We start from the raw sequence: 26,911 nt of genomic DNA, 5'->3' as shown, positions 1-26,911 counted from the left end.
GTGTTCATGCAGCGGGGGCGGCGCGACCCGTGCGCCTGGTGTGGATCCGCCTGGACCGGATGTCGTTGCCTCGCGTCGTTGTCACGGACGTGCAGCGGGGGCGCGGTCGTGCGGCGGGGGACATCGCGCGAGTGCGCCCCTCCCGTGGCATCGGCCGTCTGCGCATGGCCCGCCGGCTGCGAGGCCGGTGTCCGCGCGGGGTGGCGGTGGTCGTCCGGCGCGAGAACCGTCGGGAGCGCCGCGCAGTACCCCGGGAGGATCCCCCGCGACTTCAGGGTCGTTACGCGGCTGCCTGCCCCGCGTGATCTCTTTGCCCGCCAACTCTTCGCCGCCCGGATGACGTGCTGTCGCCGCGCCCGGCGCAGGTGCCGCCTGCTGTCGCCATGCCCAGTGCACGTGGCCTGCTGCTGCTTGGCGCAGGGGCCCGTCTGCTGCGGCCGTGTCTGACCTGAGTGCCGTTCGCTGGGGCCGTGTCTGACCTGAATGCCGTTCGCTGGGGCCGTGTCCGGCTCGAGTGCCGTCCGTCCGGGCCGTGTCCGGCTCGAGTGCCGCCTGTTGTGGCCGTCTCTGGCTCAGGTGTCGCCTGTTCGTCGCGTGGCCCACGCCTCGATGGTCCTGCCGCGTCGCGCGTGATGTGCGGCTCCCGCGTCTGCCGCACCTGCGGGGCGCTTGCCCTTCGTGCGGCGCGTTCGCCGTACGCCCAGCCGGCAGCGCGCCTGCTCAACCGTGCGCCCACTCGACCGTGTCTCTGCTCGGCACCGTGTCTCTGCTCGGCCCTGTGGGCTGTTCGGCCGTGCGGCTGCACGTTCGTGCGTCCGTTCGGTCGTACGCCTGGCCGGACCTCGTCGGCGCTCGCGTGGGCGAGAGCCGCGCGAACCTTGCTGTACCCCGCCGGACCGCTGGCGAGCAGCCCACCGGATCGGACGTGGCGCCGATCGCGGTCGCCGGAGGACGCCACGTCGTACCGGGGACGATCGCGAGGCCGGTCCGGCCGCCGTGCGGAACGGAGGCCGGCGGTGCCCGTACGAGCCTCGGAGCGATTCCTCGCCGCAACGGTCGCATGGGGATGGACGGCCGGGGGTGAGGACGGCGCACCGGGGGCCCGGGAGGGCTGCGCTAACAAGATCATAAGGCATCCGTCAGGCCCCCGTGCAAGATCGCGCAAAAGGGTTTCGGCCCAGGTGCGGCGGGGGTTTCGGACATCGGAGGGTATCTCGAATCCGATCTTCGTTGCGTTTCGCGACATCGACGCGAGCCGACGCGCGTAGGCGGATGTGAGGGCGATTTGATCAGCGGAAAGTGATTTTACCAACACGGAGAGTGATGAAGTGGATTTTGTCGCGAGAGAAACGGCTCTTGACGTTGCTTAGGGGGCGATGACCAGCTAGTTTCCCTTCCCGTCCGAGTACATCGACAGAAATTCGAGGTGACCCGGCGTGGCTCTTCCTCCCCTGACCCCTGAGCAGCGCGCCGCAGCCCTGGAGAAGGCTGCCAAGGCCCGTAAAGAGCGTGCCGAGGTCAAGAACCGGCTTAAGCATGGCGCGGTTTCTCTGGCTGAGGTGCTCAAGGATGGGCAGACCGACGACGTCATCGGCAAGATGAAGGTGTCGGCTTTGTTGGAATCGCTCCCCGGTGTCGGCAAGGTCCGTGCCAAGCAGCTCATGGAGCGGCTTGCCATCGCCGAGTCCCGTCGTGTGCGGGGCCTCGGTGCGAACCAGAGGGCTGCCCTCGAGCGCGAGTTCGGTGGCAACGAGAGCTAATCTCTGTTCCACACGAAATCGCAGGTTCAACGGGGGGTAGGAAGTGACCGAGAGGTCCTGGTCCGGCGATGTCAGTGCCCACGAGGCGGTCGGGCCTGGAACGGAGGTCGGATTCCTGCCCATGAGCGAACGGCGGCTGACGGTCCTTTCGGGGCCGTCTGGCGTCGGCAAATCCACGGTCGTCGCCGAGCTCCGGCGGGCACACCCCGAGGTGTGGCTGTCGGTCTCGGTGACAACCCGGCGACCCCGTCCCGGGGAGGTGCACGGGGTCCACTACTACTTCGTCGACAACGAGGAGTTCGACCGGCTCATCGAGTCGGGCGAGCTGCTGGAGTGGGCGGAGTTTGCGGGTAACCGTTACGGCACCCCTCGCGAGCCGGTGCTGAAGAAGCTCGCCGAGGGCGTGCCCACCCTGCTCGAGATCGACCTCGAAGGCGCCAGGCAGGTGCGCAGGACCATGCCGGAGGCGCTGCTGGTCTTCCTGGCACCGCCCTCATGGGAGGAGCTGGAAAAGCGCCTGCGCGGGCGCGGCACCGAGCCGGAGGAGGTCATCGCCCGCCGGCTGGAGGCCGGGCGCAACGAGATGGCCGCCGAGCACGAGTTCGACCTCTCACTTGTCAACACGAACGTCCAAGACGTGTGCCATCGGCTGATAGCCTTGATGACCGACCCTCAGGGGGTCACGACAACCACCAACCGAGAGGTCTGACAATCGTGGCAGGCACCACCCCGGCCGCGGAGGGCATCACCAACCCGCCGATCGACACGCTGCTCGACATCGTCGACAGCAAGTACTCCCTGGTGATCATGGGCGCCAAGCGCGCTCGCCAGATCAACGCCTACTACTCCCAGCTCGGCGAAGGCCTGCTGGAGTACGTCGGCCCGCTGGTCGAGACGCACGCGCAGGAGAAGCCGCTGTCCATCGCGCTGCGCGAGGTCGCCGAGGGGCTGCTCAACGCCGAGCCCATCGAAGGCGCGGCCTGACCCCTTCGATGAAGGTCGTCCTGGGCGTCAGCGGCGGCATCGCCGCGTACAAGGCGTGTGAGCTGCTGCGTCTGTTCACCGAGTCCGGACACGAGGTGCGGGTCGTCCCGACCCGCGAGGCGCTCAAGTTCGTGGGCGCGCCCACCTGGGCCGCCCTGTCGGGCAATCCCGTCTCGGCCGAGGTGTGGGACGACGTTCACGAGGTGCCCCACGTACGCATCGGCAAGAGCGCCGATCTCGTCGTGGTCGCACCCGCCACCGCCGACGTGCTGGCGAAGGCCGCCCACGGGCTGGCCGGCGACCTGCTGACCAACACGCTGCTGACGGCCACCTGCCCGGTCGTGTTCGCGCCCGCGATGCACACCGAGATGTGGCAGCACCCGGCCACGCGCGCCAACGTCGCGACGCTGCGTTCGCGGGGCGCCATCGTGATCGACCCGGCCGTCGGCCGGCTCACCGGCGCCGACATGGGCCCAGGACGGCTGCCCGACCCCGCCGAGATCTTCGAGGTCTGCCTGCGCGTCGCCCGGGGGCGGCCCCTCGACCTGGCAGGGCGCAAGGTCGTCGTCTCCGCCGGCGGCACCCGCGAGGCCATCGACCCGGTCCGCTTCATCGGCAACCGCTCGTCCGGGCGTCAGGGCTACGCGCTCGCCCGCACGGCGGTCGCCCGCGGGGCCGAGGTGACGGTCGTGGCGGCCAACGTGACGCTGCCCGACCCCGCGGGGGCCACCGTCGTACGCGTGGAGTCGGCGTCCGAGCTGCGCGAGGCCGTGCTCGCGGCCTCCGCGGACGCCGACGTGGTGGTGATGGCCGCCGCGGTCGCCGACTTCCGGCCCGCGGAGCGGCACGACACCAAGATCAAGAAGACGGATGGCGAGCCCGAGGCCATCCACCTGGTCAAGAACCCCGACATCCTCGCCGAGCTGGGCGAACGCTGGCGGCGGGCGCGAGCAGGGAAGCCCACCGGCTCGCTGAATGACGCGGCACCGTCCGCAGGGGCCGCATCGTCCGCCGGCGCTGTAGCGTCCGCCGGGGCCGGGGTGTCTGCGGGGTCCGCATCGCCTGCTGACGCTGCATCGTCGGCCGGCGTCGGGTCGTCCGCCGGCGTCGGGTCGCCTGCTGCGGCCGGGGCGTCGGCCCAGTCAGGGGCGCCTGCCGGTTCCGGGTCTTCCGTTGCGGCGGAGGCGGCGGTTTCCGCCCGCGCGGACCTTCCCGGCGTGCCCGACGAGGGGAGCGCTCCCGCCCTGGGCGGCGGCCCCGCTGAGCCGGCCGGAGGCGACACGCCCGGGCGGCACGCGGAGGAAAAAGTCGCCGGTAGCGGGCCGCGGGTGATCGTCGGATTCGCCGCCGAGACGAACGACGTGCTCGCCAACGGGCAGGCCAAGCTCGCCCGCAAGGGCTGCGACCTGCTGGTCGTCAATCAGGTCGGCGAGGGCCTGGCCTTCGGTACGGCCGACAACGCCGCGACGATCCTGGTGGCCGGCGGGGAATCGGTCGAGGTGCCGTTCGGGCCCAAGGAAGACCTGGCCGACACCGTCTGGGACCTGGTCGCCGCCCGCCTCTCCTGAGCCCAGGCCCCGAGTCCCGCGATGAAGCGGGCTTGAGCGTCGCAGGCACCGGGCCCTTTCGATGATCCTGCCTGAGACCGGCCGATGATCCGACTCGGGCCCGTCACTGACCCGCTCGGGCCGCTCACTGATCCTGAAGGCCGGTCGCAGATCCGGCTGGGGCCGGTCACTGATCCGGCTGGGGCTGGTCACTGATTCGGCTGGGGCTGGTCACTGATTCGGCCGGGGCTGGCCGACGATCCTGCCGAAGGGTCTGTCGGCTCAATCGCCGTGCGGGCATGGAGCGCTCCGAGCCCCTGAACGCCGTGCACCTGAGTGCGGAGGCTCGCTCAAGGCGGGTGCAGCGCGCGGCACTGACGGGGGCGGAGTAGGCGCGGTCCCGATGGGGGAGCGGGGGCAGGCACCGGCGCCTCGGCCGCGGCAATAGAGAGAGCCGGTCGCCTCGCGCTCGTGCGTGGCTCGCGGGGGATCGGTTCGCGCTCGCCTCGCGCTCGTGCGTGGCTCGCCGCACGCCGCCGCGCGTTTCGTGCGTGGCCCGTAGGGGGTGGTTCGTACTCGCCTCGCGCTTGGATGCTGCTCGAGTGGGGGTCGGTTCGTGCTGGCCGTGCGTTCGGGGTGGCTCGCGCAAGGGGCGGTTCGTGCTCGCCTCCCGTTCGGATGTTGTTCGCGTGGGGCCCCTCGCGTTCGTACGTGGCCCGCGCGAAGGTCGGCTCGCGCCCGCCGTGTGGTCGAGCCGTGGCTCGGGTGAGGGTCGGTTCGGGCTCGTTGCGAGGTCGAGCGCGTTCTTGGCTTTCCGAAGCCGGGTGGTCGCCTGCGGGCAGGCCGCTGTACGGACGCGACAGTGGGGCGTTCCAAAGAGGTAAAGGGATTCCAGGAGCGTTGGGCGTACAAAGAGTACAAATCCCACTACTCGATCACCCGTTGCAATACCCCCGCACGCCTGCGGATACTTGGGGCAAAGGGGGATGGAATGCCGGTGGGTTCTGCTGTAAGAGACCGTTGTAGAACGTTGCTCGGTGACCAAGAAGAGATTCACTACCTCTTCCCCGCCTTATCCTCGGGGCCGGCGGGAACGGGACATTTCCTGATCGTGGTCACGCGTACGGCCATTTCCGTGCTGGCGACGAGGACGCTGCGGACCGATCGGCCGGTGTCGGTGTTCGCGGAGTTTCCGCGGCGCACCCGGCTGGGTCCGATTCTGCCCGGCAACGCGCTCGAGCTCGGCTCGATGGTCTTCGAGTTCGATGAGGAGTACGCGGCGGTCGTGTCGGCCGCGGACGCCGAGATTTTCGCGCCCGAGCTGCTGCCGCCCGACCCTTTGCCCGAACTCTGATAGGAGACAGATGGTGGACGGTTTCGCCGCGGGGCGCATGGTAGGGCTAGACTTCGGCGAGGCCCGGCCATGCCCTTCGGCTCCGGGCCTTACATCCGTCAGCAGCCGCTGCATGAGGAGCCACTGAGTTGTCACGTCGCCTGTTCACCTCCGAGTCGGTCACCGAAGGCCACCCGGACAAGATCGCCGACCAAATCAGTGACGCGATTCTCGACGCCATGCTCAAGGACGACCCCAAGAGCCGGGTCGCGGTCGAGACGCTGATCACTACCGGCCAGGTCCACGTCGCAGGCGAGGTGACGACTGAGACCTACGTCGACATTCCGGGCGTCATCCGGGAGAAGATCCTGGAGATCGGTTACGACGCCTCCCACAAGGGCTTCGATGGCGCCTCGTGCGGCGTGTCGGTGTCGATCGGCGCGCAGTCGCCCGACATCGCGCAGGGCGTCGATGAGGCGTACGAGCTCCGCGTCGCCGGCGAGGGCGACGAGCTCGACCGTCAGGGCGCCGGCGACCAGGGCCTCATGTTCGGTTATGCCTGCCGTGAGACCCCCGAGCTGATGCCGCTGCCGATCACGCTCGCTCACCGGCTCGCGCAGCGCCTCGCCCAGGTGCGCAAGACCGGCACCGTGCCCTACCTGCGCCCCGACGGCAAGACGCAGGTCACCATCGAGTACGACGGCGACACGCCGGTCCGCCTCGACACCGTGGTCGTCTCCACGCAGCACGCCGCCGAGATCGACCTGCAGGAGATGCTGACCCCCGACATCAAGGAGCACGTGGTCGACCCCGTGCTCGCCGACCTCGACATCGAGACCGAGGGCTACCGCCTGCTGGTCAACCCGACGGGCCGCTTCGAGATCGGCGGTCCGATGGGCGACGCGGGCCTCACCGGCCGGAAGATCATCATCGACACCTACGGCGGCATGGCCCGCCACGGTGGCGGTGCGTTCTCCGGCAAGGACCCGTCCAAGGTCGACCGTTCCGCCGCCTACGCCATGCGCTGGGTCGCCAAGAACGTCGTGGCCGCCGGGCTGGCCGACCGGTGCGAGGTCCAGGTGGCGTACGCGATCGGCAAGGCCAAGCCGGTCGGCCTGTTCGTCGAGTGCTTCGGCACCGAGAAGCTGCCGGTCGAGAAGATCCAGGAGGCCGTGCTCCAGGTCTTCGACCTGCGTCCCGCCGCCATCATCCGCGACCTCGACCTGCTGCGTCCGATCTACTCCGAGACCGCCGCCTACGGGCACTTCGGCCGTGAGGGCTTCTCCTGGGAGTCCACCGACCGCGCCGAGGCCCTGAGGACCGCCGCCGGTTTCTGAATCTCCGCGTGACGGGACGGCCCCTCGTCGGCCGTCGCACACAGCATCCCGATCGGTGCCGTCTGTCCGCTTTCGCGGGCGGGCGGCACCGATCGGTGTCTTCGCGTCCATCGCCGAGGGGTGACGGCGGGATCCACCGCACGCCGCCCCTCGGCTGCTTCGGCGTGGCGTGGGTAAGAGGTGAGGTCTGCCCGCGCGATGGTGCCAGTGGGGCGAGGTCTGCCTGCGGTGGTGTGGTAGGGCCGCGGTCCGTCTCCGGTGTGGCGTGGCGGGGCGCGGTCCGTCTGTGGCGTGAAGTGGTGGCGCGGGGTCCGTCTGCGGCGCCTGAAGTGGCGGGTTGAGGTCCGTTTGCGGTGCGGAGTGGGTGAGGTGACGTCGGTCCACGGTGATGTGGCGCGGTGGGGTGAGGCGTCTTCGGTGGCGTGGTGCGCGGGATGGCGGCCGGCCGGATGCGGTGGGGATGTCCGGTGTCGTACGTGCGGCGGGTGGCGTGATGGTGTGCCGGTGGGATCGTCATGGGCGATGGCGGAGGCGGGGGTCTGGTAGACGTTGTTCGTGACCGACTCCTCCGACGACGCCCTCCTGCCGCTCGAAGCCGTGCGGCCCCCGGCGTCCGAGAAGGACACCAAGGGGGCGGTGCTCCCGGCCCCGGAGAAGCCCGTGGCCAAGGTGGTGGTCGACAGCCCGCTGCCGCATCTCGACCGCCCCTTCGACTACCTCGTTCCCGACCGGCTGCATGAGACGGCCGAGCCGGGCGTGCGGGTGCGGGTGCGGTTCGCGGGCAAGCTCGTGGACGGCTTCCTCCTCGACCGCGTCCAGGAGAGCGACCACGAGGGCAGGCTCACCCCGCTCGAACGCGTCGTCTCCCCGGAGCGCGTCCTCACCCCGGAGATCGCCGGCCTGGCCAGGGCCGTGGCCGACCGGTACGCCGGCACCCTCACCGACGTGCTGCGCCTCGCGGTCCCGCCCCGGCACGCCAGGGCGGAGGCGGAGACGCCCAAGCCCGTCCCGCCACAGGAGCGCCCGCCCGCGCCGTCGCCGAGCGCCTGGGACGCCTACCCTGCGGGCCCCTCCTTCCTCGCCGCCCTGCGCGACGGCCGCGCGCCCCGGGCCGTCTGGCAGGCGCTGCCCGGCGCGAAAGGCTGGGCCGGTCCCGTCGCCGAGGCGGTGCGCGCGACGCTGGACGGCGGCAGGGGAGCGGTCGTCGTCGTCCCCGACGGCAAGGACGTGGCGCTGGCCGACACCGCGTTCCTGCGGGTGCTCGGCCCGGGAGCCCATGTGGCGCTCACCGCCGACCTGGGCCCCGCCGAGCGCTACCGCAGGTGGCTGCGGCTGCTCAGAGGCGAGGTCAAGGCGGTGGTCGGCACCAGGGCGGCGATGTTCGCGCCGGTCGCCGATCTCGGCCTGGTGGCGATCTGGGACGACGGCGACGACCTGCACGCCGAACGCCTCGCCCCCTACCCGCACGCCCGCGAGGTGCTCGGGCTGCGCGCCCACAGGGCGGGCGCGGGCATGCTCATCGGCGGCTACGCGCGTACCGCCGAGGCCACCCAGCTCGTCGCGAGCGGCTGGGCCAGGCCGATCACGGCCGCCCGCACGACGATCAGGAGCCTCGCCCCGCGCGTGCGCCCGGCGGGTGAGGACGCCGAGCTGGCCAAGGATCAGGCCGCCAGGCAGGCCCGCCTGCCCAGCATCGCCTGGCGGGCCCTGCGCCACGGCCTGGACGACGGCCCGGTGCTGGTCCAGGTGCCCAGGCGCGGCTACCTGCCCGCGCTGGCCTGCCGCCACTGCCGCGCCCCGGCCCGCTGTGTCCTGCCGCCCACCAAGAGCGCCCCCGGCGACACCCTCACGATGGAGGCCGCCGAGGGGCCGCTGTGCCACGGGCCGCTCGCGCTGCGCAGCGGGCACGCGGCGCCGTACTGCCGCTGGTGCGGCCGCGTGGACGCCTCGTGGCGCTGCCCGTCCTGCGGCAGTCCCAGGCTGCGCGCGGTGGTCACCGGCGCTCGGCGTACGGCCGAGGAGCTGGGCAGGGCGTTCCCCTCCGTGCCGGTGCGCACCTCGGGCCGCGACGGCGTGCTGGCCTCGGTGCCCGCCGCCCGCGCGCTCGTCGTCGCCACCCCGGGGGCGGAGCCGGTGGCCGAGGACGGATACGCCGCCGCGGTGCTGCTCGACGGCTGGGCCCTGCTCGGCCGGGCCGACCTGCGGGCCGGCGAGGAGACCGTGCGCCGCTGGATGAACGCCGCCGCGCTGCTGCGCCCAGGGGCCGAGCTGGTGGTGCTCGCGGACGCGGCGCTGCCCGCCGTCCAGGCGCTGCTGCGCTGGGATCCGATCACCTTCGCAGAGCGCGAGCTGGCCGACCGGGCCGAGCTGGGCTTCCCGCCCGCGGTGCGGATGGCCACGCTCACGGGTCCGGCCGGCGCGGTCAGGCAGATGCTGGACGAGGCCCGCCTGCCGGCCGACGCGCAGGTGCTCGGCCCCGTCCCGGTGGCCGGCGACGGCCAGGAACGCGCCATGATCAGAGTGCCCAGGCCGGAGGGCGCCGCGCTGTCGGCCGCGCTCAAAGCCGCCGGGGGAGTACGCGCGGCACGCAAGACGCCGGATGTCGTGAGGGTGTGTGTCGACCCCCTCGACCTGATTTAGCCCGTTTCCCCGATTCGCTCATCCGTTGGCCAGCCGTTAGCGTGCCCATGTGTCGATCGAATGGGTGAACCAGGCCATCGACGACCTGCGTGCTTGGGGGCGCGCGCGGGACGTCGAAGTGGACGCGGACGAGGTCCGCCTGCTCTGCGACTACGCCAGCGACTACCTCAACGTCAACGAACTTCGCGACTTCACTCCCGAGACCTTCGACGAGCTGCTGCTGTCCATCTACCCGCGCAAGGTCATCGCACCGCCGGAGAGCGCACCCGAGACCATCGCCGCCGCCCGCACGCTCGTCGACTACCTCACCGAGGCCGGCCACGTGAGCGCGGAGACCGCGCAGGCCATGCGCGCCCGGCTCGACGACATCGAGCCCCGCATGCCCGAGGCGCTCGCCGACCCGGCGAACTTCGGCATGGCCAAGAGCCTGTTCAGCTCCATCGGTCCGGAATCGCTCGAGCAGTCGATCGCCATCCCCGCAGGCGAGCTGTCCGACATGCCCGACCTGGGAGACCTGGACGAGGCGCCCTGCGACTGCCCGGCCTGCACGCCGCTGCCCGCCGTACGCCTGGCCGGGCCCGATGAACTGCGCGCGGCGCTGGAGAGCATCCCCATGCTGGCCGAGCGGCCGCTGCCCGGCGACGGCGACCCGCTGCAGGAGTGGGCGCGGCGCGTCGCCGACCTGCTCGACCACGACACCGGCGGCGCCGTCACCGGCCACGCCGAGCTCGACGAGAGCCTGTACGAGCTGTTCGACATGCTCTACCGGCTCCAGACGCGCGTGCCCGTCACGGTGATCGGCGACCACATCGACGAGATCGACGCCGACGGCGAGATCGACCTGCGGGCCGTGCTCGCCCGGCTGGAGTGGACGGGCCTGCTGCGCGTCACCGGCGACACCGCCGAGCTGACCCCCGCCGGCGTCTGGGCGCTGCGTGAGCACTACCTGTCCATGGGCGTCGAGGCCCCCGAGGCGCCCGACCTCGCCGAGGCCGACGCGCACGGCCTCATCGAAGGACTGCTCGAAGGCGTGCCCACGGAGGTGGCCGAGACCGACATCGAACGCTGGCTGGCCGGCCGCGAGCCCGCGGAGGCCGCCGCCGAGCTGCTCGCCGCCGCATCCGGCGCGCCCGCCGTGGCGCGCGGCATCGCCATCACCATCGTCGACCGGCTCGGCCCCGAGGCCGAATCCGCCGTACGCGGCTACCTCGACGACCCGGAGCTGCGCCCGCACGCCATACACTGGCTCGCCGCGAGGAAGCTGTCCGCGCCGCCCTTGACGCAGGACGAGCTGCTGTGGGTCAGCGTCGACATGCTGGCGCTCGCCATGCCCGCCGCCGAGGAGGATCCCGAGATCTTCGCCGAGAACATGGCCGCGTCGGGACCGCCCGCCCACCTCATCGAGGAGATGTGGCGGGTCGATCACCCCGACGTGGTCGAGGTGCTGGAGCTCCTCGGACGTTCCATCCCCGACGGCACGGTCGCCAAGGCCGCGCGCAAGGCCGCGTTCAAGGCCCGGTCGCGGGCGATCCGTTGAGTACGCTCATGTGACCGGTGTGCAGTAAGTTTCGTGGGTGGCAAACAACGTCTTCGACCTCGCCGAGCTGCGCAAGCTGATCGATGAGCAGGCCGCCGTGCCTCCACGGCCCCCTGAGGAGACACCGGAGGAGCGCGAGGCCCTGACGTTCCCGCCGGTCCTGACGGCGCCGGACGCCGAGCTGGCCGCCGCGGTGCCTGCGGTGCCGCTGGTGGCCGACGCCATCCGGCTCACCCACTGGACGGGCACCCGCGAGGTCGGCCCCGACGGCCACCTCAGCCCGGCCGACGCCGAGGCCGCCGCGGCCCACCTCGGCGTTCCCGTCTCCCGCGTGCCCCTGATCTGGGTCGTCGCCGTCAACACCGGCCTGCTGCGCATCCTCGGCGGCAAGGCCGGCCGCGGGCCGCTGTCGATGCAGCTGTCGGTCGAGGCCACGCTGGAGTTCTGGGACGGCGTGGTCATGGACGTGCTCGACCGCGCCGACGACGGCCTGACCGGCTCCGCCGTGGTCGACGGCCACCTGGCCGAGATGCTCGCGACCATCTACTCCGTACGCTCGGGCGTCGCCACCGCCAACCTGGCCCGCGGCATCCTGCAGTCGCACGAGGTCGCCTGCGCGCCCGGCCCCATCGAGATGCGCAAGCTCGCCGCCTCCCTGCCCGGCGAGCTGCTGGAGGCGCTGTCGCTGCTGGCGTACTGCGGGCTCGTCGAGCAGACCCCCGCGGGCCGTACCGCGCTGACCCCGCTCGGCGTGTGGGCCATCCGCCGCGACCTGCTGCGCGAGGGCCACGACGCGCCCACCATGGCGGAGGTGGAGGTGTTCGCCGACCTGTCGGCGGCCGAGCTCGTCGAGGCGCTGGTCAAGGGCAGCGCCACGCAGAGCGCGGTGGCCGGGTGGCTGGAGCGCCGCTCGCCCGAGTCGGCCGCCCGCGACCTCGTCGAGATCGCCGCGACCGGCACGGCCGGGCAGCGCGGCGCCGTCGGAGCCATCCTGGAGGAGCTGGGCCCCGAGGCAGAGGCGCCCGTCAGGGAGGCGCTGCGGCAGCCGCTCATGCGCCGCCACGCCGCCTCCTGGCTGCACATCCGCGACCTGCCCGCCCCCGCGCTCAGCCCCGAGGACCACACCTGGCTCGCCGTCGACTCGCTGGCCGCCCTCATGCACCTGTCGGGGCCCGCCGCCGGCCGCATCGACCTGCCCGAGCCAGGCGAAGACCTGATCAAGCTCATCGGCGACATGCCCGGCATCGAGCACCCCGACACCGTCGCCGTGCTCGACATGCTGGCCTCCGCCCACGACGACCCCGCCGTGGTCAAGGCGGCGCGCAAGGCCGCGCTGAAGGCCCGCACGCTGGAGCACGCCAGGGCGCACGGCCACCGGTGACGCCGTCGCCTGCACTAAACTGGGCTGATCCACGCATGAGAACGGAGTGACCCCCTTGGCGATCCAGCCCATCAGGCTGTTCGGAGATCCGGTGCTGCGCACCCCGGCGGCCCCGGTCGTCGACTTCGACAAGGAGCTGCGCAAGCTGGTCAAAGACCTGACCGACACGATGATGGACGCCCCGGGCGCGGGCCTCGCCGCCCCCCAGATCGGCGTGGGGCTGCGGGTGTTCACCTACTACGTCGACGAGCAGCTCGGCCACCTCGTCAACCCCGACCTCGACCTGTCGAGCGAGATCGACGAGGAGGGCGAGGAGGGCTGCCTGTCCTTCCCCGGCCTGTCGTTCCCCACCCCGCGGGCGGTGCGCGCCGTCGCCAAGGGCTTCAACATGTACGGCGAGCCCGTCGTGCTCGAGGGCACCGACATGATGGCCCGCTGCTTCCAGCACGAGACCGACCACCTCGACGGCATCCTGTTCATCGACCGCATGGACCCCCAGCAGCGCAAGCTCGCCATGAAGGCGGTGCGCGAGGCCGAGTGGAGCGGCCTGGCCGCGCCCGTGGTCAAGTTCTCGCCCCACGCCACCCGCGGAAAGGCGCTCTGAGAGCATGCGTCTGGTCTTCGCGGGCACACCCGAGACGGCGCTCCCGTCGCTGCGCACTCTGATCGACTCGCCCCGGCACGACGTCGTCGCGGTCGTCACCCGCCCCGACGCGCAGTCGGGCCGGGGGCGCAAGGTCCGCCCCTCCCCGGTCGCCGAGCTCGCGGAGGAGGCGGGCATCGAGGTGCTGCGCCCGCAGAAGGCCGGCGACCCGGAGTTCCTCGACCGGCTGCGCTCGCTGGAGCCCGACTGCTGCCCCGTCGTCGCCTACGGCGCGCTGCTTCCGCAGAGCGCCCTCGACATCCCCAAGCACGGCTGGGTCAACCTGCACTTCTCGATCCTGCCCGCCTGGCGCGGCGCGGCCCCCGTCCAGCACGCCATCCTCCACGGTGACGAGATCGGCGGGGCCACCACGTTCCAGATCGTCAAGGAGCTCGACGCCGGGCCCGTCTACGGCGTCGTCACCGAGAAGATCCGCCCCACCGACACCACCGGCGACCTGCTCGAGCGGCTCGCGGTCTCCGGGGCCGGGCTGCTCGCCGCCACCCTCGACGGCATCGAGGACGGCACGCTCGAGCCGCGTCCCCAGCCCGCCGACGGCGTCACCATCGCACCCAAGATCACCGTGGCCGACGCGCGCATCGACTGGACCAAGCCCGCCATGCACGTCGACCGGCTGATCCGCGCCTGCACGCCCAACCCCGGGGCGTGGACCGAGTTCCGCGGTGCGCGCATCAAGATCGGGCCGGTGCGCCCGGTGCCCGGCGAGCGCCTGGCCCCCGGCGAGCTGGCCGCCACCAAGGCCCGCGTGCTCGTCGGCACCGCCACCGACGCGGTCGAGCTGGGCGAGGTGCAGCCGCAGGGCAAGCGGCTGATGACGGCGGGGGAGTGGGCCCGCGGGGTGCGCCTCGAGGGCAAGGAGACCTTTCAGTGACACGGAGCGGGCGGTCCGCGCGGTGGGCGGGCCGTTCGGGTGACGTGCGAACGTTCCGGCCATCTTCGCGCGGCGCTCGTCTTTCGCCGGGCACGCGCCTTGTGCCGGGCGCTCGCCGGAGTGGCGTGCCCGGCGCCAGTGAGGGTTCGGGGGCATGAAGACCAGGGGACATCACGGGGCGGGCTCGGGCGGAAACCGCACGCGCAAGCCGCGCAGGCCGGCGCGCGATCCGGCCCGCAACGCCGCCTACGACGTCGTACGGGCCGTCGACGAGCGCGACGCCTACGCCAACCTGCTGCTGCCGCGCCTGCTGCGCGAGCGCGGCATCAAGGGGCGCGACGCGGCGCTCGCCACCGAGCTGGCCTACGGCACGCTGCGCGGGCTCGGCACGTACGACGCGATCATCGAGGTGTGCAGCGACCGCGCGCCCGACCCCGACGTGCGCGACGCGCTGCGCATCGGCGCGCACCAGCTGCTGCGCATGCGCGTGCCGCCGCACGCGGCCGTCGGCACCACCGTCGATCTCGTACGCCTGCGCATCGGCGCGGGAGCCGCGAAGTTCGTCAACGCGGTGCTGCGCAAGATCGGCTCCAGGACGCTCGACGAGTGGCTGCCCATCGTCGCCCCCGACCCGGCCGACGACCCGGTCGGTCACCTCGCCATCGCCTACGGCCATCCCCGGTGGATCGTCTCCGCCTTCCGCGACGCCCTCGGCGCGCCCGGCGAGATGCCCGAGCTTCTCGAGGCCGACAACGCCCGCCCGCTGGTGACCCTGGTCGCCCGCCCCGGGCGGTCGTCGGTGGAGGAGCTGGAGGCCGCGGGCGCCCTGCCGGGGCGCTACTCGCCGTACGCGGCGTACCTGCGCGAAGGCGACCCCGGCGGCATCGACGCGGTCGCCGAGACCCGCGCCGCGGTCCAGGACGAGGCCAGCCAGCTCGTCGCGCTCGCCCTGACCCGCGTGCCCGTGGCGGGCGACGGCGAGGAGCTGTGGCTCGACATGTGCGCGGGCCCCGGCGGCAAGGCGGGCCTGCTCGACGCCATCGCCGCCCACGGCGACCTCGCCGGCCTCGCCGAAGAGGCCCGCGCCCGATCCGGCGCGCCGGGCGGGAAGCCCGGTGCGGCGCGGGGTCCGGTCCCGGGCGCTGTGACGGATGAGCAGCCGTCCAGGACGCACGATGGGGCGGCCGATGACGCGGATGGTGCGGGGCGGAGTGCGTTCGGGGGCGTGGCCTTCCCCGGCGGGGCGCGGTTGCTGGCCGCCGACGTGCAGCAGCATCGGGCCAGGCTCGTGCGCGAGACGACCAAGGACGCCTCGGTGATCACCGCCGACGGCACCGAGCCGGCGTGGCGGCCGGGCGTGTTCGACCGCGTGATGCTCGACGCGCCCTGCACCGGGCTCGGGGCACTGCGGCGGCGGCCCGAGGCGCGATGGCGGCGCGACCCGGCCGGCATCGCCGAGCTGGGCAAGCTGCAGCGGCGGCTGCTCGCCACCGCGCTCGACGCGGTGCGGCCCGGGGGCGTGGTCGCGTACGTGACGTGCTCGCCGCACCTCGCCGAGACCCGGGTCGTGGTCGGCGACCTGCTGGCGCGGCGCGACGACGTCGAGCAGCTCGACGCCCGCGACTACCTGCCCGAGGTCGAGGGGCTCGGCGACGGCCCGCACGTGCAGTTCTGGCCGCACCGGCACGGCACCGACGCCATGTTCCTGGCCCTCCTCCGGAAGAGGCCGGCCCGGCCCGCCTGACTCGCGTCACGCCCCCTGGCCGCCCGCCGGCCGGGGCCGCGTCCTGGAGTGCGAGCCCGCTCAGGCGGGGACGTGATCCTGCGGCGGTGCGGGGCAGGAGGTCCGGGCGGCGAGGCGAACAGGGGGGTCACCAGGGTGGTGTGCGGGGGCGGGGTGTGATCCGATCGGCGGCGTGGACTTCCTCGACGATCTGCACCTGGCGGAGCTCGGGCCCATCGCCTGGCTGCAGCGCCTGCCCGACGCCGTCAGGCCGGTCATGGAGCTCATCTCGTTCTTCGGCACGAACGCGTTCTTCCTGCTCGTCCTCCCTGTCCTCTACTGGTGCGTCAACCCGCCGCTCGCGCTGCGCCTCGGGCTCACCGTGCTGGTGGCCGCGGGGACGAACGCGACCGCCAAGCTCGCCTTCCACCAGCCCAGGCCGTACTGGATAGATCCCGGGATCCACGCGTTCGCGACCGAGCAGAGCTTCGGGCTGCCGTCGGGACACGCGCAGACCGGCACCGCCGCCCTGGGCCGTCTGGCGGTGGCGGCGGCGCGGCCGTGGGCATGGTGGGCGGCGGGGATCGGCGTCGCGCTGGTGTGCCTGAGCCGCATCTACCTCGGTGTGCACTTCATCTCCGACGTCGTGGTGGGCGTGGCGTTCGGCGCAGCCGTCCTGGTGCTCGTCGTACGGCTGGAACGCCCGGCGACGGCGTGGTGGCGGCGGCAGGCGCTGTGGGCGCAGCTCTGCCTCTCCCTGGCGGCGTCCGGGGTGCTGCCGGTGGCGGCGGCGCTGGCCGCGCTGCCGTACGGGGACTGGGTCGTGCCGCCCGCCTGGAGCGCGGCGGGGGCGATCGATCCCGAGAGCACGCGCACCGTCTTCCTGGTGTCCGGAGTGCTGTTCGGCACGCTGGCGGGGACGTCGGTGATGTACCGGATCGGGTGGTTCGATCCGGGTGGCGCGCTCAGGCTGCGGATCGGGCGGTGCGTGCTCGGCACGGGGGTGGCGGCGCTCATCTGGTACGCCGAGCGCGAAGTGCTGCCCGGCGCCGAGGCCTCCACCTACCTGGCGTACGCGGTGCTGGCGCTGTGGGTGCAACTGGGGGCGCCGGTGCTGTTCATCCGGCTGGGGCTGATGGAGCCGGCGCGCGGCGCGGAGGTGGCGGGCGCACGGGACGGCGTGGGCGGAGAGCACGGACGGGGTCATTAGACTTGGCGCATCATGGCCGTACAGATCTCGCCCAGCATCCTCGCCGCCGACTTCGCCAGGCTCGCCGATGAGGCCGCCGCCGTGCCCAACGCCGACTGGCTGCACGTCGACGTCATGGACTACCACTTCGTGCCCAACCTGACGCTCGGGCTGCCCGTGGTCGAGGCGCTGCGCAAGGCGACCGACACGCCGCTCGACTGCCACCTGATGATCGCCGACCCCGACCGCTGGGCTCCGCAGTACGCGGAGGCCGGGGCGGGCAGCGTGACCATCCACGCCGAGGCGGCCAAGGCGCCGATCCGCACGCTGCGGGAGATCCGGTCCCTGGGCGCCCGCGCCGGGCTGGCGCTCAACCCCGCGACGCCCGTCGAGCCGTACGAAGACCTGCTCGGCGAGGTCGACATGCTGCTGCTGATGACCGTCGAGCCGGGGTTCGGCGGGCAGAAGTTCCTCGAGATGGTGCTGCCGAAGGTGCGCAGGGCGCGCGAGATGGTCTCGCGGCACGGCGGCCGGGTGTGGCTGCAGGTCGACGGGGGAGTCGACGAGGACACGATCGGCCGGTGCGCCGAGGCGGGGGCCGACGTGTTCGTGGCGGGCAGCGCCGTCTACGGCGCCTCCGACCCGGCGGAGGCGATCGACAAGCTCCGCGCCGCCGCCGGCCGCGCCCTCTCCTGAGCCCCGTATGCCCGGCGTCGGCCGGGCTCTCGTCTGAGCCTCATCGGCCCGCCGTCGGCCGGGCCCTCCTCTGAGCCTCATCCGCCCGCCACCGGCGTCGCCGCCGATGGGGTTCGGAGTTGTGGGTGACATGAAATATCCGTCGCCGGGGTAACTATTCACTTATGACCGACTATGGGATCTTCGGGCCCCGCTCGGTGACATGGCGGGTGATGGGGGAGCCGATCCTGCTCGTAGGCGGCTTCCGTGCGCTGCTCATGCAGGGTCTGCACCCCAGGGCGATGCGCGGGGTGCTGCAGAACTCCGCGCTCATGGACCCGCACGAGGCGTGGTCCCGGTTCGTACGGACGACCGAGTTCGTGCGCGTGCGCACGTACGGCACCCATGAGGAGGTCGAACGGGCCGGCCGCCGGGTGCGCAAGATTCACGCCGGCCTCACCGCCTACGACCCGGACACCGGCGAGACGTACCGGCTCGACGAGCCGGCCGCGCTGCGCTGGGTGCACGTGGGCGAGGTCGATTCGTACCTGTCGGTCGCCCGCAGGGCCGGGGTGCGGCTGACGGACGCCGAGGCGGACGCGTTCGTCGCGGAGTGGCGGCGGGCCGCCGAGGTGGTGGGCCTGCGGGCGGACGAGGTGCCCGGGTCGGTGGCGGAGCTGCGCGACTACATCGAGGCCGAGCGCCCGCACCTGAGGTTCGTGCCCGAGGCGTCCCATCCGCTGCTCATGTCGCTGAACGCCCCGCTTCCGCTGCTGCTGACGCCGCTCAAGCCGGTGATGCCCGCGCTGACCCTGCTCGCCTTCGCCACGCTGCCGCGCTGGGCCAGGCGCCTGTACGGCCTGCCCGCCACGCCGGTCGGCGACCTGTGGGCCACGGCGACGCTGCGCACCCTGCACACCGGCATCGGGCTGGTCCCCGGGCACGTCCTGCACAGCCCGGCGGCGCGCCGCGCCCGCCGCCTCATGGCCGCCTGAGCCGGACGCCGCCATCCGATCCGGCGAGGGGTGCGCCCGCCGCCGCCGATCCGATGGCCCGCGTACCCGCCGCCGTCGGGTCCTGCGCCGCACCTGCCTCCGTCGGCTGCTGCGGTGCGCGGCGCCCGCCGCCGTCATATCGGTGACACGCCCTCGCCGCATCCCCTGACCTGCCCTTTCGCCATAACCAAGCGGTCGCTCGGGTAAAAGGGGAGGGGTGGTCGCGTGCTTTGTGAAGGACATGGCAGACTGGTAGCGAAAGAGAGCTAGCGTGCTCCGGGGTCGGTGAAAGTCCGAACCGGCGGTGAAAGTCCGCGACCCGGCCGATGCCATCGGCCGGTTGACCCGGTGGAACTCCGGGACCGACGGTTAAAGTCCGGATGGGAGGAAGCGCGCGAGGCGTCCGGTGTCCCCACCGGCCGCCTGCCGAGGACGTATGGCATGCGTCCCGGCGAGAAGATCCCCCGGGGCCCGCCGTGGCTTGGAGCTACTGGCGAGTAGGAGACCCGGGTGGAGATACCCGAGCAGGACGCCGCGCACATGGCGCGCGCCGTCGAACTGGCCGGTCGTGGACACGGCAGCACCACCCCCAACCCCGTCGTCGGCTGCGTCGTGCTCGATGCCGCGGGGCAGGTCGCGGGCGAGGGCCATCACGCGTACGCGGGCGGGCCGCACGCCGAGGTCGTCGCCCTGGCACAGGCAGGGGAGCGGGCGCGGGGCGGCACCGCGTACGTGACGCTCGAACCCTGCGACCACACGGGACGCACGGGACCGTGCAGCCGGGCGCTGCTGGAGGCGGGCGTGGCCCGCGTCGTGATCGCGGTGCCCGACCCCAACCCCGAGGCCGCGGGCGGCGCCGCGCGGCTGCGCGCCCACGGCGTGTCCGTCACCGAAGGAGTGCTGGCCGAGGCCGCCGAGCGGGTCAACGAAGAGTGGCTGACCTTCATGCGCCTCGGACGCTCCCACGTCACCTGGAAGTTCGCCGCCACCCTCGACGGCAGGTCGGCCGCCGAGGACGGCACCAGCCAGTGGATCACCTCGCCCGAGGCGCGCGCCGACGTGCACCGCATGCGGGCCGCGTCCGACGCGATCGTGGCCGGCATCGGCACGGTGCTCGCCGACGACCCCCGGCTGACCGCCCGCCCCGGCGGCGAGAGGCCGGCGCGGCAGCCCGTCCGCGTGGTCGTGGACCCCGACGCGCGGACGCCGGCGACGGCGCGGGTGCTCGACGACGAGGCGCCCACGCTGATCGCGGTGGCCGACGACGTGCAGACCGATCTCAAGGCCGACCTGCTGCGCCTGCCCCGCCACGACGCCGGGCTCGACCTGCGCGCCCTGCTGGCGGAGCTGGCCGCAAGGCGGCTGGTCAGCGCGTTCCTGGAGGGCGGCCCGGCGCTGGCCGGATCGTTCGTCAAGGAAGGGCTGGTCGATCGCGTGGTGGCGTACGTGGCGCCCGCCCTGCTCGGCTCCGGCAAACCGGCGCTCGGCGCGGCCGGCGTGGGCACGATCGGCGAGCTCCACCGCTTCACCTTCGACGACATCTCGGCCATCGGACCGGACGTGCGGCTCATCGCGCGGCCCGTCCGCCGGCCGGCCCCGCAGGAGACCCCGCTAGCAGGCCCGCAACCAGCCAGGGAGCAGTGAATGTTCACCGGAATCATTGAGGAAAAGGGCGAAGTCACCGCCATCGAGCACGCGGGCGGCGGCGCCCTGCTGTCGGTGCGCGGCCCGCTGGTCACCTCCGATGCCAAGCACGGCGACTCCATCGCGGTCAACGGCGTCTGCCTGACCGTCGTCGAGGTGGACGGCGACGTCTTCACCGTCGATGTGATCAAGGAGTCGCTCGACCGCAGCTCCCTGGGCGGCCTCACCGTGGGCTCGGCGGTCAACCTCGAACGCGCCGTCCGCGCCGACCAGCGCCTCGGCGGCCACATCGTGCAGGGCCACGTGGACGGCACCTCCGTGCTGCTGTCCAGGCGGCCCGGAGAGAGCTGGGACGACCTGCGGTTCTCACTGCCCGAGGCGCTCAGCCCGTACGTCGCCGAGAAGGGCTCGATCGCGATCGACGGAATCAGCCTGACGGTCACCACGGTTGACGACGAAAGCTTCGGCGTGAGCCTCATCCCCACCACGCTCAAGCTGACGACCATGGGCGAGCGCCAGGTGGGTGACGTGGTGAACATCGAGGTCGACGTGATCGCCAAGTACGTGGAGAGGCTGGTGGGCAGGAAGTGAGCTGGGCCGAGGCCGGATTCGAGATATTCGGCACGCACGTGTTGTGGACCGACCTGGTGGGCAACATCGCCGCCCTGGCCACGGTCCTGCTGGCGATGCGCAAGTCGATGTGGACGTGGCCGGTGCAGTTCACCGGCGCGGTGCTGCTGTTCATCGCCTCGATCAGCGCCCACGTCACCGGCAACGCGCTCAAGCAGGCGCTGTTCGCCGGTCTGGCGATCTACGGGTGGTGGGCCTGGCGGCGCGGCACCCAGGGCGGCAGGCGGCTCGCGGTCAGGCCCGGACAGGGGTGGGAGCGCCTGCTGCTGATCGGCGGCATCCTCGTGGGCACCGCCGTGATCGGGCTGCTGTTCTGGGTGACGGGCCTGTCGTGGGGCGCCCACGTGCCGCCGCCGGCGGGCGTGTTCCTGGTGCTCGCCGACGCCTACATCTTCGTCGGCAGCGCGATGGCGACCTGGGCGCAGGGCAGGGCGCTGGTGGACTTCTGGATCGTGTGGGTGGCGGTGGACCTGGTCGGGGTGCCGCTGGCGTTCAGCTCGGGCCTGGTGGTCTCGGGCGCCGTCTACGGGATCTTCTTCGTCCTGGTGCTCGTCGGGTTCGTCAAGTGGCTGCGCGAGTACCGCGCCGCCGCGCCGGGCGCCCCGGTGGCCGGGGAAGTGGCGGCCGAGGGAGTGGCCCGATGAGCGGCATCACGCTGGACCCGATCGAGCGCGCGATCGAGGACATCCGCGACGGCAAGCCGGTCATCGTGGTGGACGACGAGAACCGCGAGAACGAGGGCGACCTCATCTTCGCCGCCGCCAAGGCCACGCCGGAGCTGTGCACGTTCACCATCAGGCACACCAGCGGCATGATCTGCGTGGCCATGGAGGGCAAGGAGCTCGACCGGCTCGGCCTGCCGCTGATGGTCGTGCACAACACCGAGCGCATGCGCACGGCGTACACGATCACCGTGGACGCCCGCGACGGCGTCACCACCGGCATCTCGGCCGCCGACCGGGCCCGGACCATCCGCACGCTCGCCGACCCGGCCACCGCGCCGGACGAGCTGGTACGTCCCGGCCACGTCTTCCCGCTGCGCTACCGCGAGGGCGGCGTGCTGGTCAGGCGCGGACACACCGAGGCGGCCGTCGACCTCGCCAGGCTGGCCGGGCTGCCCGCGGCCGGCGCGCTGGCCGAGGTGGTCAACGACGACGGCACCATGGCCAGGCTCCCCGAGCTGCGCCGCTTCGCCGACGAGCACGACCTCGCGCTGGTCTCGATCGAGCAGCTCGTCGATCACCGGCGGCGGGTCGAGAGCATGGTCACCAGGGTCGCCGAGACGCGGCTGCCGAACGCGTACGGGATATGGCGGGCCTACGGCTACGCCGGCGCGCTCGACGGCGTCGAGCACCTCGCGCTCGTCTACGGCGACCTGAACGGCGGGGAGAACGTCCTGGTCAGGGCCCACTCCGAGTGCCTGACCGGCGATGTGCTCGGCTCGCTGCGCTGCGACTGCGGTGTGCAGCTCGACAACGCCATGGCGGCCATCGCGCGCGAGGGCCGGGGTGTGATCGTCTACCTGCGCGGGCACGAAGGCAGGGGTATCGGGCTGCTGGCCAAGCTCAAGGCGTACAGCCTGCAGGACAACGGCAGCGACACCGTCGACGCCAACGTCGAGCTGGGGCTGCCGGTCGACGCGCGGGAGTTCTCCGACGCCGGGCAGATCCTGGCCGACCTGGGGGTCAAGTCCGTGCGGCTGCTGACCAACAACCCGGCCAAGCTCAAGGGCCTGGACGGCTACGGCGTCAAGGTCATCGGCAGGGAGCCGATGCCGGTGGCGATGAACCCCTACAACGAGCGCTATCTCAGGGCCAAGCGGGAGCGGCTCGGCCACGACATCTCGGAGGCGTCATGAGCGGTGAAGGACGGCCGGTCGCCAGCGCGCCCGACGCGGCGGGGCTGACGGTGGGCGTGGTGGCGGCGAGCTGGCACGCCGAGATCACCGACCAGCTCCTCGCGCGGGCGCTGCGGGCGTGCGACGACAGCGGCGCGAGCGCGACCGTGGTGCGGGTGCCGGGGTCGCTGGAGATCCCGGTGGTCGCCCAGGCACTGGCCCGCCGCCACGACGCGGTGGTGGCGCTGGGCGCGGTGATCCGCGGCGAGACCGCGCACTTCGACTACGTCTGCGACTCGGTGACCTCCGGCCTCACCAGGGTCTCGCTCGACGAGGAGACGCCGGTCGGCAACGGCGTGCTCACCTGCGAGACCCTGGAGCAGGCGATCGACCGTTCCGGCCTGCCGGGCAGCAAGGAGGACAAGGGGTACGAGTCGGCCGTCGCCGCGCTCGAGACCGCCCTGCTGCTGCGGCGGCTGCGCGTTCCCGAGGCGCAGCTGCGGTAGGTTTTCGCTCGTGCCAGAGCCCGTGTCCCCTCCGCCCCTGCCCGTCACCTGGCGTCCGCGCCGGGCTCGCGTCGTCGCCTACGGCTTCGCCGCGCTGATCGTCGTGGGGGCGGTGGTGATGGCGGTGTTCATCGCCCCGCCGTTCCAGATCGCCGACCGGGTGGCGATCGTGGTGTTCGGGTGCGCGGTGGCGTACGTGCTGCACCTGCTCGGCCGGGTCAGGGTCGAGGCCGACGAGGAGGGCATCACGATCGTCAACGCCGTGCGCACCCACCGCTACACCTGGCCCGAGGTCATCGACGTGACGCTGCTGGTGGGCGACCCCTGGCCGCGCATCGACTTCTCCGACGGCCGCACCATCGGGGCGATGGGCATCCAGGGCTCGGAGAAGGAGCGCGCCCGCCGCGCCACGGCCGAGCTGGCGGCGCTGATCAGGGAGCGCGGCGAGGCGCACGAGGAACGCTGAGGCGCGCCGCGGGCAGGCACGGACGCGGGTGCTTCGGCGGCGGCCAGGGCGCGCCGCGATCGGCGGGGCATCGCCTGCGGCGCGGTCGCGACGTAGCCTGAAAACGTGCTGCGGCGGACAATCAAGGCGACGGACATCACGTCGCCGGACGAGCTGATCGAGCTTCTCGGCCGGCACGCCTACCTGGCCGACGAGGGGCTGGCCACGGCCGCCTTCCTGGCCCTGCGCATGGGGCGGCCGCTGTTCCTCGAAGGCGAGGCGGGGGTCGGCAAGACCGAGCTGGCCAAGACGCTGGCCGCGCTGCTCGACGCGCCGCTCATCAGGCTGCAGTGCTACGAGGGCCTGGACGCCGCGCAGGCGCTCTACGACTGGGACTTCGCCCGCCAGCTCCTCCACCTCAAGGCCGCCGAGGCCGCCGGGATCACCGACGTCGGCCGGCTCGAGGGCGAGATCTACGACCGGCGCTTCCTCATCGCCAGGCCGCTGCTGAAGGCCATCGAGACGCAGCCGAGCGTGCTGCTGGTCGACGAGATCGACCGCGCCGACGACGAGTTCGAGGCGTTCCTGCTCGAAGTGCTCTCCGACTTCACGATCTCCATCCCCGAGCTGGGCACGGTCAAGGCCGCGACGCCGCCGGTGGTCGTGGTGACCTCCAACCGCACCCGCGAGGTGCACGACGCGCTCAAGCGGCGCTGCCTCTACCACTGGCTCGAACACCCGAGCTTCGAGCGCGAGGTCGCCATCCTGCGCCGCCGCCTGCCCTCCTGCACCGAGAAGCTCGCCGAGCAGGTCGCCGCGGCGGCCGGGCGGCTGCGCCAGGCCGACCTGGTCAAGCCGCCGGGCGTGGCCGAGACGCTCGACTGGACGGAGGCGCTGCTGACGCTGGGCGCCGAGGAGCTGGACCCCGGGCGGGCCGCCGCCACGCTCGGCGCGGCGCTGAAGTACCGGGAGGACGTCGCGGCCGTGCTCGGCAACGGCCTGCTCGACCAGGCGCTGAAGGCGAACGGACGGCCCGGCCGTGCGTGAGCCCGCCGCCCTCATGACGGGGTTCGCGCGGACGCTGCGCGCCGCGGGCGTCGCGGCCGACCACGAACGCACCCAGAACCTCCTCAGGGCGCTCGACCACCTCGACGTGACCGACGCGGCCGCCGTCTACTGGGCCGGGCGGCTGACGCTCTGCGCGGGGCCCGACGACCTGCCCCGCTACGACCGCTGCTTCGCCGCGTACTTCGGCGGGCACAAGGCCACGCCGAGCCGTACGGCGGTCACGACCGTCACCCGGCACCTGGCCGAACGCGACGGCGGCGACGAGGGCGACGGCGACGAGACGCCGGCCCCGGCCGGGGCGAGCAGGGCCGAGGTGCTGCGGCACCGCGACGTGGCCAGGCTGACCGAGGCCGAACGCGCCGAGGTGCACCGCATGCTCGCCATGCTCAGGTGCGGGCGGGCCAGACGCCGCTCCCGCAGGTTCGAGCCCGCGCACCAGGGCAGGCTCGACCAGCGCCGCACCATCCGCGACGCGCTCAGGAAGGGCGACGTGGCCAGGCTGCGCCGCCGCAGGCACACCACCAGGCCGCGCCCCGTCGTGCTGTTCGTGGACGTGAGCGGCTCCATGGCCCCGTACGCCGAGACGCTGCTGCGCTTCGCCCACGCCCTGGTCAGGAGCGAGCCGAGGGCCACGCGGGTCTTCTCGGTCGGCACCCGGCTCACCCCGATCACCGCCGAGCTGCGCCACCGCGACCCCGGCACGGCGCTCGCCGAGGTGTCCAAGGCCATCCCCGACTGGAGCGGCGGCACCAGGCTCGGCGAGGAACTGAAGGAGTTCCTGGGCCGTTACAGCGCCAGAGGCGCGATCGCGGTGATCGCCTCTGACGGCTGGGAGCGCGGCGATCCCGGGCTGCTGGGCACCCAGATGGAGCGGCTCGCCCGGCAGGCGCACCGGGTGATCTGGGTCAACCCGCACAAGGGATACGACGACTACCAGCCGCTCACCGGCGGCATGCGAGCCGCCCTGCCCCATCTCGACGACCTGGTGGCCGGGCACAGCCTGGCCGCATTCGAACGACTCAGCGAAAGGCTCGCGCATGCGTGACGTGCTGCCGGAGATCACGAAGTGGTGGCGGGCAGGGGAGAGGTTCGGCCTCGCCACCGTGGTGGGCACCTGGAGCAGCGCCCCGAGACCGCCGGGCGCGGCCATGGCGGTGCGCGGCGACGAGGTGGTCGGCAGCGTGTCCGGCGGCTGCGTGGAGGGCGCGGTCTTCGAGCTGGCCTCCGAGGCCGAGGAGCCGGTGCTGCAGCGGTACGGCGTCAGCGACGACGACGCGTTCTCCGTCGGGCTCACCTGCGGCGGCATCATCGACGTCCTCGTCGAGCCGGTCTCGCGGGAGACCTTCCCCGAGCTGGGCGAGATCGCCGCCGCGGTGGAGGAGCGCCGCCCGGTCGCGGTGGCCACCATCGTCTCAGGGCCCGGCAGGGTGGGCGCCCGCCGGGTCATCTGGCCCGACCGCGCCAGCGGCAGCCTCGGCCTAGAACGGCTCGACGCGGCCGTGGACGACGACGCCCGCGGCATGCTCGCCCAGGGCCTGACCGGCCTGCGCCGCTACGGCGGGCAGGGGGAGCGGCGGCTCGACGACCTCGCGGTGTTCGTGCAGTCGTTCGCGCCGACGCCGCGGATGCTGGTGTTCGGGGCGATCGACTTCGCCGCCGCCGTGGCCAGGATCGGCAAGTTCCTCGGCTACCACGTCACGGTGTGCGACGCGCGGCCGGTCTTCGCCACCTCCAAGCGCTTCCCCGACGCCGACGAGGTCGTGGTCAAGTGGCCGCACGACTACCTGTCCTCGGTGGAGGTCGACGAGCGTACGGTGATCTGCGTGCTGACCCACGACCCCAAGTTCGACGTGCCGCTGCTGGAGGTGGCGCTGCGCACGAACGCCGGCTACGTCGGCGCCATGGGCTCGCGCCGCACCCACGAGGACCGCATGGCGCGGCTGCGCGAGTCGGGGCTCACCGAGGACGAGCTGGCCAGGCTGCGCTCGCCCATCGGGCTCGACCTCGGCGCGCGCACCCCGGAGGAGACCGCCGTGTCCATCGCGGCCGAGCTGATCCAGATGCGCTGGGGCGGCACCGGCCGCCCGCTGTCGGCCACCGACGGCCGCATCCACCACGACCTGCGGCACGAGACGCCGTGAAGGA

24 protein-coding genes and 1 riboswitch are annotated in these 26,911 nt (G+C 72.8%); all 24 genes read left to right on the top strand.

Translation table 11 applies throughout. The features are described from left to right. The first annotated feature begins 1,436 nt into the window (after positions 1-1,436). The 24 genes from mihF to ACGFIM_RS09115 all read left to right on the top strand — a co-directional run bounded on the left by mihF (position 1,437) and on the right by ACGFIM_RS09115 (position 26,907). Positions 1,437-1,760, top strand: a complete 324-nt coding sequence (mihF, locus tag ACGFIM_RS09230; protein ID WP_055503120.1) for an integration host factor, actinobacterial type — start codon at positions 1,437-1,439, stop codon at positions 1,758-1,760. Between the two features lie 121 nt (positions 1,761-1,881). Next, the gene (gene gmk / locus ACGFIM_RS09225; protein ID WP_393197099.1) at positions 1,882-2,469 is read left to right on the top strand and encodes a guanylate kinase; all 588 of its coding nucleotides are present in this window, start codon (positions 1,882-1,884) and stop codon (positions 2,467-2,469) included. Between the two features lie 5 nt (positions 2,470-2,474). After that, positions 2,475-2,744: a DNA-directed RNA polymerase subunit omega gene (gene rpoZ / locus ACGFIM_RS09220; RefSeq protein ID WP_393197096.1), complete on the top strand. Its 270-nt coding sequence runs from the start codon at positions 2,475-2,477 to the stop codon at positions 2,742-2,744. An 8-nt stretch (positions 2,745-2,752) separates the two neighbouring features. After that, on the top strand, positions 2,753-4,312 hold the full coding sequence (gene coaBC, locus ACGFIM_RS09215; RefSeq protein ID WP_393197093.1) for a bifunctional phosphopantothenoylcysteine decarboxylase/phosphopantothenate--cysteine ligase CoaBC: 1,560 nt from the start codon (positions 2,753-2,755) through the stop codon (positions 4,310-4,312). A gap of 1,090 nt (positions 4,313-5,402) precedes the next feature. Next, positions 5,403-5,645 (top strand): hypothetical protein, encoded by a 243-nt coding sequence (locus ACGFIM_RS09210; RefSeq protein WP_393197090.1) that lies wholly within the window; start codon positions 5,403-5,405, stop codon positions 5,643-5,645. A 128-nt stretch (positions 5,646-5,773) separates the two neighbouring features. Next, a complete protein-coding gene (gene metK, locus ACGFIM_RS09205; RefSeq protein WP_393197087.1) occupies positions 5,774-6,961 on the top strand; it encodes a methionine adenosyltransferase in 1,188 nt (395 codons plus the stop codon). A gap of 555 nt (positions 6,962-7,516) precedes the next feature. Beyond that, positions 7,517-9,601, top strand: a complete 2,085-nt coding sequence (locus tag ACGFIM_RS09200; protein ID WP_393197085.1) for a primosomal protein N' — start codon at positions 7,517-7,519, stop codon at positions 9,599-9,601. 49 nt (positions 9,602-9,650) lie between these two features. After that, positions 9,651-11,138, top strand: coding sequence for a hypothetical protein (locus ACGFIM_RS09195; RefSeq protein ID WP_393197082.1), 1,488 nt, complete (start codon positions 9,651-9,653; stop codon positions 11,136-11,138). A 37-nt stretch (positions 11,139-11,175) separates the two neighbouring features. Then, positions 11,176-12,519, top strand: a complete 1,344-nt coding sequence (locus ACGFIM_RS09190) for a hypothetical protein (RefSeq protein WP_393197079.1) — start codon at positions 11,176-11,178, stop codon at positions 12,517-12,519. Between the two features lie 55 nt (positions 12,520-12,574). After that, positions 12,575-13,123, top strand: coding sequence for a peptide deformylase (gene def, locus ACGFIM_RS09185; protein WP_393197076.1), 549 nt, complete (start codon positions 12,575-12,577; stop codon positions 13,121-13,123). A gap of 4 nt (positions 13,124-13,127) precedes the next feature. Further along, positions 13,128-14,054 (top strand): methionyl-tRNA formyltransferase, encoded by a 927-nt coding sequence (gene fmt, locus ACGFIM_RS09180; protein WP_393197073.1) that lies wholly within the window; start codon positions 13,128-13,130, stop codon positions 14,052-14,054. 154 nt (positions 14,055-14,208) lie between these two features. Then, complete coding sequence (locus ACGFIM_RS09175; RefSeq protein ID WP_393197070.1) at positions 14,209-15,798, top strand: RsmB/NOP family class I SAM-dependent RNA methyltransferase; 1,590 nt, start codon at positions 14,209-14,211, stop codon at positions 15,796-15,798. Between the two features lie 172 nt (positions 15,799-15,970). Then, positions 15,971-16,987: a phosphatase PAP2 family protein gene (locus ACGFIM_RS09170; RefSeq protein WP_393197067.1), complete on the top strand. Its 1,017-nt coding sequence runs from the start codon at positions 15,971-15,973 to the stop codon at positions 16,985-16,987. Positions 16,988-16,999: 12 nt separating this feature from the next. Beyond that, complete coding sequence (gene rpe, locus ACGFIM_RS09165; protein WP_393197065.1) at positions 17,000-17,662, top strand: ribulose-phosphate 3-epimerase; 663 nt, start codon at positions 17,000-17,002, stop codon at positions 17,660-17,662. A 164-nt stretch (positions 17,663-17,826) separates the two neighbouring features. Continuing rightward, a complete protein-coding gene (locus ACGFIM_RS09160; protein ID WP_393197062.1) occupies positions 17,827-18,636 on the top strand; it encodes an oxygenase MpaB family protein in 810 nt (269 codons plus the stop codon). Positions 18,637-18,903: 267 nt separating this feature from the next. Continuing rightward, positions 18,904-19,034, top strand: a riboswitch (FMN riboswitch). A gap of 112 nt (positions 19,035-19,146) precedes the next feature. Continuing rightward, positions 19,147-20,280, top strand: a complete 1,134-nt coding sequence (gene ribD, locus ACGFIM_RS09155) for a bifunctional diaminohydroxyphosphoribosylaminopyrimidine deaminase/5-amino-6-(5-phosphoribosylamino)uracil reductase RibD (RefSeq protein ID WP_393197059.1) — start codon at positions 19,147-19,149, stop codon at positions 20,278-20,280. Beyond that, positions 20,281-20,871 carry a riboflavin synthase gene (locus ACGFIM_RS09150; protein ID WP_393197057.1) on the top strand — a complete coding sequence of 197 codons (591 nt, stop codon included), beginning with the start codon at positions 20,281-20,283 and terminating at the stop codon, positions 20,869-20,871. Continuing rightward, on the top strand, positions 20,868-21,554 hold the full coding sequence (locus tag ACGFIM_RS09145; RefSeq protein ID WP_393197054.1) for a nicotinamide riboside transporter PnuC: 687 nt from the start codon (positions 20,868-20,870) through the stop codon (positions 21,552-21,554). Before ACGFIM_RS09150 ends, ACGFIM_RS09145 begins: the two co-directional genes overlap by 4 nt. Beyond that, the gene (locus tag ACGFIM_RS09140) at positions 21,551-22,768 is read left to right on the top strand and encodes a bifunctional 3,4-dihydroxy-2-butanone-4-phosphate synthase/GTP cyclohydrolase II (protein WP_393197051.1); all 1,218 of its coding nucleotides are present in this window, start codon (positions 21,551-21,553) and stop codon (positions 22,766-22,768) included. Before ACGFIM_RS09145 ends, ACGFIM_RS09140 begins: the two co-directional genes overlap by 4 nt. Then, positions 22,765-23,253, top strand: a complete 489-nt coding sequence (ribH, locus tag ACGFIM_RS09135) for a 6,7-dimethyl-8-ribityllumazine synthase (RefSeq protein ID WP_393197048.1) — start codon at positions 22,765-22,767, stop codon at positions 23,251-23,253. Before ACGFIM_RS09140 ends, ribH begins: the two co-directional genes overlap by 4 nt. Before the next feature lie 10 nt (positions 23,254-23,263). Beyond that, a complete protein-coding gene (locus ACGFIM_RS09130; protein WP_393197045.1) occupies positions 23,264-23,719 on the top strand; it encodes a PH domain-containing protein in 456 nt (151 codons plus the stop codon). Positions 23,720-23,824: 105 nt separating this feature from the next. Then, positions 23,825-24,745, top strand: coding sequence for an AAA family ATPase (locus tag ACGFIM_RS09125; protein WP_393197042.1), 921 nt, complete (start codon positions 23,825-23,827; stop codon positions 24,743-24,745). A gap of 13 nt (positions 24,746-24,758) precedes the next feature. Next, a complete protein-coding gene (locus ACGFIM_RS09120) occupies positions 24,759-25,811 on the top strand; it encodes a VWA domain-containing protein (protein ID WP_393199684.1) in 1,053 nt (350 codons plus the stop codon). Then, the gene (locus tag ACGFIM_RS09115; RefSeq protein ID WP_393197039.1) at positions 25,804-26,907 is read left to right on the top strand and encodes an XdhC family protein; all 1,104 of its coding nucleotides are present in this window, start codon (positions 25,804-25,806) and stop codon (positions 26,905-26,907) included. The genes ACGFIM_RS09120 and ACGFIM_RS09115 overlap by 8 nt, the downstream gene beginning before the upstream one ends. Positions 26,908-26,911 lie beyond the last annotated feature (4 nt).

Origin of the sequence: Nonomuraea sp. NPDC049309, assembly GCF_043196965.1 — a bacterium.
GTDB classification, from domain to species: Bacteria; Actinomycetota; Actinomycetes; order Streptosporangiales; family Streptosporangiaceae; genus Nonomuraea; species Nonomuraea fastidiosa.
This window is presented reverse-complemented; position numbering and strand designations above follow the sequence as displayed.